The organism is Streptomyces sp. T39 (assembly GCF_008042045.1).
Classification (GTDB): domain Bacteria; phylum Actinomycetota; class Actinomycetes; order Streptomycetales; family Streptomycetaceae; genus Streptomyces.
Genome location: NZ_RDBP01000135.1, coordinates 1 through 8,769, shown reverse-complemented (window position 1 = coordinate 8,769; position 8,769 = coordinate 1). Strand labels below are relative to the sequence as shown.

At 75.8% G+C, this 8,769-nt stretch carries 2 protein-coding genes and 1 pseudogene; all 3 read left to right on the top strand.

What is annotated here, in order from left to right; genetic code table 11:
- Positions 1-33 precede the first annotated feature (33 nt).
- Positions 34-4,065, top strand: coding sequence for an SDR family NAD(P)-dependent oxidoreductase (locus tag EAO77_RS36090; protein WP_222723743.1), 4,032 nt, complete (start codon positions 34-36; stop codon positions 4,063-4,065).
- Positions 4,066-4,139: 74 nt separating this feature from the next.
- Entirely contained in the window at positions 4,140-8,378 is a 4,239-nt protein-coding gene (locus EAO77_RS36085) for a non-ribosomal peptide synthetase (protein WP_147992522.1), read from the top strand.
- A pseudogene (locus tag EAO77_RS36080) lies at positions 8,375-8,769 on the top strand (hypothetical protein); the annotation flags it as partial. The gene EAO77_RS36085 and the pseudogene EAO77_RS36080, both read left to right, overlap by 4 nt.

Here is an 8,769-nt window from a genome sequence, read left to right as displayed (position 1 = left end):
CGGTTGCGGGTGTTCCTGGAGGAGCGTCCGGGGGTGGGGCCGGCGGAGGTGGGGCGTTCGCTGGTGTCGACGCGGGCGTTGCTGGATCACCGGGCGGTGGTGGTGGGTGAGGACCGGGACGAGTTGCTGGCCGGGCTCGACGCCCTCGCCCGCGACGAGAACTCCGCCCAGGTGTTCACCGCGCCCCCCGGACGCGGCAGGACCGCGTTCCTCTTCTCCGGGCAGGGTTCCCAACGGCCCGGCACGGGCGCGGAGCTGTACCGCACCTACCCCGTCTTCGCCGAGGCGCTGGACACGGTCTGCGAACAGCTCGACCGCCACCTCGACCGCCCGCTGCGCGAGGTGATGTTCGCCGAGCCGGGTTCGCCCGAGGCCGCGCTGCTGGACCGCACCGGCTACGCCCAGCCGGCCATCTTCGCCCTCCAGACCGCTCTCCACACGCTCGTCCGGTCCATGGGGCCGGCCCCCGACCTGCTGCTGGGCCACTCGGTGGGCGGCATCGCCGCCGCCCACGCCGCCGGTGTGCTGGACCTGCCCGACGCCTGCACGCTGGTCGCCGCCCGGGCCCGGCTGATGGAGGCCGCCCCCGACGACGGCGCCATGGCCGCCGTCGAGGCCGACGAGTCCGAGATGCGCGTCTGCCTGGGCGAGTTCGGCGACAGCGTCTCCGTCGCTGCGGTCAACGCACCGCGGTCGGTGGTCATCTCCGGCGAGGACGCCACCGTCGAGAAGATCGCCGCCTACTGGGAGGCGCGCGGACGGCGGACGACCCGCCTGCGCGTCAGCCACGCCTTCCACTCCGCGATGATGAACGGCGTCCTCGACGAGTTCCGCGCGGTGGCCCGCACCCTCACCTACCACCCGCCCGCCGTGCCCGTCGTCTCCGAGCTCACGGGCCTGCCCGCCACCGGGGACGACCTGCGCACCCCCGACTACTGGGTCCGGCACCTGCGCGAGACGGTCCGCTTCATGGACGGGGCCCGGTCGCTGCTCGCCGAAGGCGTCCACACCTTCCTGGAGCTCGGCCCCGACGCCACCCTCACCGCGTTCGTCGAGGCGTGCGCGGCGGCCGGCACCACCACGCCACCGCCCACCCTCGCCTTCTCGCTCCACCGCGACCGCCCCGAGGCCAGGACCCTCGCGTCGGCCCTCGCGCGGATCCACGTCGCGAACATCGCGGTGGAGCGGCCCAGGATCGGGCACGACGGGCGGACGCCCGAGGTGGACCTGCCGACCTACGCCTTCCAGGGCCGGCGCCACTGGCTGGAGCCCGGCACGGCCCGCCGAACGGGCGACGGCCGCGCCGGTGACGCCCATCCCCTGCTGGGTGCGCGGATCGAGCTGGCGTCCGGCCGGGAGAGCTGGTTCGCCGGGGAACTCACCGCCACCAGCCCCTGGTTCGTCGAGGGACACGTCGTCGCGGACCGGACGGTGCTGCCCGGCAGCGCGATGCTCGAATGGGCGCTCGCCGCCGTCCGCCCCGCCGGGGAGCCGGCGCCCGGCGGCTGGACGCTGCGCGACGTGACCTTCGACGCCTTCCTGCCGTTACCCGCCGACGGAGGCCCGGTCCGGGTGCAGGCGGTGGCCGAGGGGACGTCCCCCACCCGCCGGGTCCGGTGCCTGAGCCGGCGCCCCGACGGGCCGGCGCAGTGGACCGAACACGCCACGGCGGGCGCCGCCGGCCCCTGCGACCGGCCCGCGCCCGCTGCTGCCCCGCTGCCGGAACCCGCGGCGGAGATGCGGGAACTGCCCACCGGCCGGCTGTACGACGCCTACCGTGACATCGGCCTCGACTACGGATCCGCCTACCGCGCGCTGCGGCGGGTGTGGCGCGACGGCGACCGCGCGGTGGCCCGGATCGAGGTGCCGGAGGCCGCCCGCGACAAGGACGCCTATCTGCTGCACCCGGTCGTGCTGGACGCCTGCTTCCAGACGCTGATCGCCTTCGCCGACGACGGCGCCCTCCGGGTGCCCGTCGGGGTCGAACGCCTCGACGTGTACGCCCCGCTGCCCCCGGAGGTCACCTGCCGGGCCCGCCGCCGGGCCGCGGAGGGCACCGCGGACGTCCTGCTCGACCTCGACGTCCTCGCCCCGACCGGTGACGTGCTGGCGGTCGTCGAGGGACTGCGCTTCCGGGCGGTGCCCCGCTCCGTGCCCGACACCGCCGGGGCGCCGGCCGCCCGGACCTACGCCGTCACCTGGCGGCCGGCGGCCACGGAGCCCGGCGCCCCGGCCGCGTCCGCCGCCGGGCAGGGCGACTGGATCGTCTGCGGCACCGACCGCGACGCCCTCGCCGCCTGGTGCGCGCAGCTCGCGGCGCGCGGCGTCCGGGCGACGGCGGTGCACACCGCGCCCGGTACCGACGGTCCCGAGGACACCGCACACGCCGCCTTCGAGGGCGTCCGCCGGACCGGGGGCGCCGTCCGCGGGCTGATCCTGCTCACGGACGCCGACGCGGGCACGGCCTCGGACGACGACGCGGCCACGGACACGGCCGCTCACGGCACCCGTGACGAGCGCGTCGTCGCCGGCGCCTACCGGCTGGCCCGGGACACCACCGCCGTGCTCGGGACGTTCCTGCGGACCTTCGCCGCCCAGCGCCCCGACATCGTCCTGTGCACGGCGGGAGCGGCCGCCCCGGACGGCGGGTCCGTGTCCCCGGCCCGGGCGGTGCTCACGGGCCTCGCCCGCGCGGTCGTCGCCGAACACCCCGAACTCACCTGCGTCCAGGTCGACCTGGACGCGGGCGCCCCGGCGCCCGCGCCGGCCGAGATCCTCGACCGGGCTGCGGCCCTCGCCGGATCCGGCCACCTCGCCGTACGCGCCGGCCGCTGGTACGAGGCCCGGCTCCAGGACACCGGGGCCGCCCCGGCCCTGCCGCCGGAGGAGGACGCACCCGGCCCCCTCCCGGTCAAGCCCGGTGCGACGTACCTGATCACCGGCGGCCTGGGCGGCATCGGCCTCGCCGTCGCCGCCCGGCTCGCCGACAGGGGCGCGGACACCCTGCTGCTCGTCGGCAGGACCGTGCCCGAGCGGACTCCCGCGCCCGTCGCCGCCCTCCGGGAGCGCGGTGTGCGCGTGGAGATGCTCGCCGCGGACGTCGCGGACGAGACCGCCCTCGACCGGGTCCTCGCCCACGTGGAGGCCGGACTGCCGCCCCTGCACGGTGTCGTGCACGCCGCCGGTGTCACCGACGGCGCGCTCGTCGAGGAGGCGGACTGGGACGGTCTGCGCCGGGCGATGGATCCGAAGGTCGCCGGCGCCTGGCTGCTGCACCGCCGCACCCGCGGGCTCGACCTCGGCTTCTTCGTGCTCTGCTCCGCGCTCGGCGCGCTGACCGGACTGGCCGGCCAGCCCGGCTACCTGATGGCCAACAGCTTCCTCGACGCGCTGGCCCTCCACCGCCGTCGCGAGGGCCTTCCCGCGCTGAGCGTCGGCTGGGGAACCTGGGCCGGGACGGGCATGGCGGCCGACCGCGGCCTCCTCGGGGACCTCGCCGCCCTCGGCCTCCACGGGATGACGGCGGACGAGGCGCTGGACGCCCTCGACCGTGTCCCGGCGGGCGGCCCCGGCCATGTCGCCGTGGGCGCGGTCGACTGGGCGCGGTTCGCCGCCGCGGCGGGCCGCACCCGGCCGGACACCCTCCTCGCCGAGCTGGTGCCGGCCGGCACCGGCGAGGTCGCCGGCGGCGGGGGCGGCACGGCGGAGGACCTGGCACGGCTGGTCGTCGAACGGCCCGAGGAGGCGCCCGGGACAGTGCTCGGCCGGCTGCTCGACGTGGTCGCCTCGGTCCTCGGCCTGTCCGACGCCGAACGGGAGGCGATGCGCCCCGCCTTCGGGCACCGGCACCTCAACGAGCTCGGCTTCGACTCGCTGACCACCATCAGGCTGCGCAACCGGCTGCGGGCCGACTTCTTCGCGGACGTCCCCGCCGACTTCCTCTTCGGCGGCGGCACCGCCCGCGGCATCGCCGAACTGATCTGCCGTCAGCTGGCCGCGATGAGCGTGCTGGCCGCCGACGACGAGGAGCACGACGACGCCGAGACCGAGGTGCTGACGCTGTGACCGCCCCGCCGCTCCCGCAACGGCCGCATCCCGGCCCCCACGACTCGTCAACCGGCGGACAAGGAGACCACGCCGTGACCGATCACAGCACGGCCGAGGTTCCCGCCCTGATCGACGACCTCGCCCGGGCGGGCATCCGACTGCGGCTCGCCGCGGACGACAGGATCGACGTCATCGCCCCCAGGGGAGCGCTCACCCCCGCGCTGCGGGAGCGGCTGGCCCGCCACAAGCCCGGCCTCGTCGCCTGGCTCGGCAGCAGCCGCGAGCGGCGCGAGCCGGCCGGGGACCTGCCGCTCGTCGAGGCGGACGAGGCGAACCTCTACGAGCCGTTCGCGCCGTCCGACCTCCAGATGTCCTTCATCATGGGCAGCCGGGAGGGCTTCGAGTACTACGTACGCCCCCACCAGTACATGGAGTACGACCTCGCCGAGGCGGACCCGGGGCGGCTGGAGAAGGCGCTCAACAGGGAACTCGAGCACCAGCGCAGGAACCTCGTCGTGGTGCGGGACGACCTGCGCCTGGAGACGGTCCGCGACCCGGCGCCCGCCCGGATCGAGGTCTACGACGTCCGCGGCGAGGACGCCGGCGGCGTCTCGGCGCACATCGAGCGGGTCCGCGCCGAGATGAAGCGCCGCGAGCCGGTGCACGACCGGTGGCCCTGGGTGGACATGCGGGTCAGCCTGCTGCCGGACGGCACGGCCAAGCTCCACTACAACAACAACAACCTCTTCAGCGACGCCCCGGCCACCCTGCGCTTCATCGAGACGGTGCTGCGGCGCTACGCGGACCCCGGCTACGCGCCGCCCGAGCTGGAGATCAGCTACCGGGACTGCGTGCTCGCCCTGGCCGAGCTGGAGGAGTCCCCGCTCGGCCAGGCGTCCCGGAGGTACTGGACGGACCGGATCGCCGACTGGCCCGGAGCCCCCGAGATACCGCTGGCGAACGGCGCCGACCCGCGGCGGCGCTCCCGGCTGGAGCGCCGGGAACTCCTCTTCGCGCCCGAGGTCTGGGCCTCGGTCAAGGAGAAGGCCGCCGCCCGCGGCCTGACGACCACCAACGTGCTGTGCGCCGTCCACGCCGAGGTGCTCTCCTACTGGAGCGGGTCCCGGCACTTCCTGCTCAACAACATGATCACCCACCGGCTGCCGCTCCACCCGCAGATGGGCGAGGTCTTCGGCAACTTCGCCTCGCTCTACCCGCTGGAGGTCGACTGGCGGCACGACGAGGCGTTCGAGGACCGCGCCCTGCGGCTGCAGAAGCAGGTCCTGAAGGACGTCGAGCACGTCTACTGGAGCGGTGTGAAGGTGCTCCAGGCGCTCAACCAGCACCGGCGCACCCCCGGCAAGGCGGTGTGTCCGTTCGCCGTCGGCAGCGCGCTCTTCGTGGGCGGGGCCGAACGGCCCGTGGACAGCCTGCTGGAGACGCCGCAGACCCTGATCGACTGCGAGTTCTGGGACTTGCGGGACGGCAGCCTCTGGGTCATCTGGGACGTCATCGAGGACATGTTCCCGCCCGGCCTCGTCGACGCGATGCAGGAGGCGTACCGCTCGATCGTGCTGCGCCTGGCCGCCGGCGACGACGCCTGGGGGGAGCGGGCGTTCGCCCCGCTCCCCGACGACCAGCGCGAGCGCATCGCCGCGCTCAACGCCCCTGCCGGAGAGGCGCCCGCCGGACTGCTCCACGACGCGCTGGCACGCCGCGCGGCGGAGGCGCCGGAGCGGCCGGCGGTCGTCGCCGGCGGCGCCGTCCTCGGATACGGCGACCTCGCGGCACGGGCCCGGGACACCGCCGGCGCGCTGCGGGCGGCCGGTGTCGCGCCCGGCGACATGGTCGCCGTGGCCGCGCCGCGCGGGGCGGACCAGATCGCGGCGGTCCTCGGCGCGCTGACGGCGGGCGCCGTCTACGTGCCCGTCGACCCCGACTGGCCCGCGGACCGGGTGCGTTACGTCCTCGCGGACATCGCGGCGGCCGCCGTGCTGACCACGGCCGGCCGGCGGGACGAGCTCGCCGCGCTGACCGGCGCGCCGGTGCTCGCCGCCGGGACGCCCCCGCGGGACGGCACCCCGCCGGCCCCGGCCCCTGCGCGGGACCCCGGCGACCCGGCCTACGTCATCTACACCTCCGGCTCCACGGGACGCCCCAAAGGCGCCGTCCTCGACCACCGCGGGCCGCTCAACACCGTCGTCGACATCAACACCCGGTTCGGCATCAGCGGCGTGGACGTGCTGTTCGGGGTGTCCTCGCTCTGGTTCGACCTGTCGGTCTACGACATCTTCGGCGCGCTGGAGGCCGGCGCCCGGCTGGTGCTCGCCGACCCCGGCCCGCCCGACCCCGCCGCCTGGGCCCGGGCCCTCGGCGAGAACGGCGTCACGGTGTGGAACTCCGTGCCCGCCCTGATGCAGCTCCTCGTCGAGGAGGCCGAGGGAGCGGGACTCACCTTCCCCGGGCTGCGGACGGTGCTGCTCAGCGGCGACTGGATCCCGGTCGGACTGCCCGACCGCATCCGGGCGGTGGCCCCCGGCGCGCGGGTGGTCGCTCTCGGCGGCGCCACCGAGGCGTCCATCTGGTCGATCTGCCACCCCGTCGACCGGACCGACCCGCGGTGGACGAGCATCCCGTACGGCAGACCGCTCGCCAACCAGAGCTGGTACGTCCTCGACGACCTCGGCAGGCAGACCCCCGACTGGGTCCCGGGCGAGCTGTACATCGGCGGCGTCGGCGTCGCCCTCGGCTACTTCGGGGACGACGAACGGACCGCCGCCGCCTTCGTCCGCCGTCCCGGTACCGGTGAACGCCTGTACCGGACCGGCGACCTGGGGCGGCGGCTGCCGGACGGGGACATCGAGTTCCTCGGCAGGACGGACTTCCAGGTCAAGATCCAGGGCTTCCGTGTCGAGCCGGGTGAGATCGAGCACGCGCTGCTCGATCTGCCGGGTGTCGCCCGGGCCGCCGTCGTGGCCCGCTCGACCGACTCCGGCAAGCAGCTCGCGGCGTACCTGACGGCGGAGGAGGGACGGCCCGCCCCTGCGGCCGCCGAGGTGCAGAAGGCGCTCGCCCGGCGCCTCGCCGGCTACATGGTGCCCAGCCATGTGACCGTGCTGGACGCCCTGCCCCTGACCTCCAACGGCAAGGTCGACCGCAAGGCGCTGGAGGCGATGAGCCCGGCCGTCACCGGCGGGGACGGCACCTCCGGCGCGCCCGGCACCCCCACCGAGCGGGCGCTGGCGGAGATCTGGCGGTCGGTGCTCGGGCGCGAACGCGTCGGCGCGCACGACGACTTCTTCGACCTCGGCGGGCAGTCCTTCACCGCACTGCGGGTGATCGGGCAGATCGCCCGCACCCTCGGGCACCGTGTCCCGCTCGGCACCCTGCTGGAACGCCGCACCGTCGCCGAGCTCGCCGCGTGGCTGGACGACCGGCCCGGCGACTTCGGCCCGCTCGTGCGGCTGTCGGGCGGGGACGGGAACCCCTGGTTCTTCGTCCACCCCGCCGGCGGCAACGTGCTCTGCTACCGCGGCCTCGCCGAGGCCCGCGACCGCCCCTTCCTCGCCCTCCAGGCGCCCGGCCCGGCCACCGGCCGGGAACCGGTGGACGACGTGCCCGCCCTCGCCGCGCTGTACGCCGAGGCGATCACGGCGGAGCGGCCCCACGGGCCGTACCGGATCGGCGGCTGGTCGTCCGGCGCGGTGATCGCCGCCGAGGTCGTCCGGCTGCTGGAGGAGCGCGGGGAGAGCGTCGAACGGCTCGTCGTCGTCGACTCGCCGGCCCCGCTGCCCGGTGTCCGGGCCGCCGAGGACCCGGTGGACGAGACCCGGATGCTGCTCTGGTTCCTGGAGGACCTCGACATCGGCTTCGACGCGCGGACACCGGGCGCCGGCACCCTCACCGGCCCCGCCGGGGCGCCCGTGGCGGAGCGGCTCGGCACGGCGCTCGACGCGCTGCGCGAGCGCGGCCTCGCGACCCCCGGCACCGACCGGGGCGAACTGGCCGACACCTTCGCGGTGTTCCGCGCGGTCGTGGACGCCTGCAACCGGTTCGCCGCGTCCCCGGTCGCCGCCGACGTCACCGTGCTGCGCGCCACCGACGGACAGGTCAGCGAGTTCGCCGGCCACCCCCACGCGGACGACCCCGACTGGGGCTGGTCCGCCCTGACGACCGGTGCCGTCGACACCCGCCGGGTGCCGGGCACCCACCACACCCTGCTCTCCGGCCCGTCGGCGGACATCGTCGCCGACGCGCTGGACGGCACCCCCGTCCGGGCCCCCGGGGCCCGGACGACCACGGCAGCCGGAGACGGAGGAGATCCACGGTGATTCAGGACCTGCTCGGCGAGTTGCGCCGGCACGGCATCAAGCTCCGCCTGAACGACGGCGGGCTGGACGTGGTGGCCCCGGCCGGCGCCCTCACCCCGCGGCTGCGCGACGACCTGCGCGCCCACCGCGACGACCTGGTGGCCATGCTCCGGATGTCCGCGGCGCCCGCGGCGCCCGCCCTGGTGCCGCGCCCGGAGGAACGCCACGAGCCCTTCCCGCTGACCGACATCCAGCACGCCTACTGGGTGGGGCGCGGCTCCGCCGTCGAACTCGGCGGCGTCTCCACCCACATCTACTTCGAACTCGAACGCACCGGACTCGACACCGACCGCCTGGAGCGCAGCCTGCGCGCGGTCATCGCCCGGCACGACATGCTGCGCGACATGCTGCG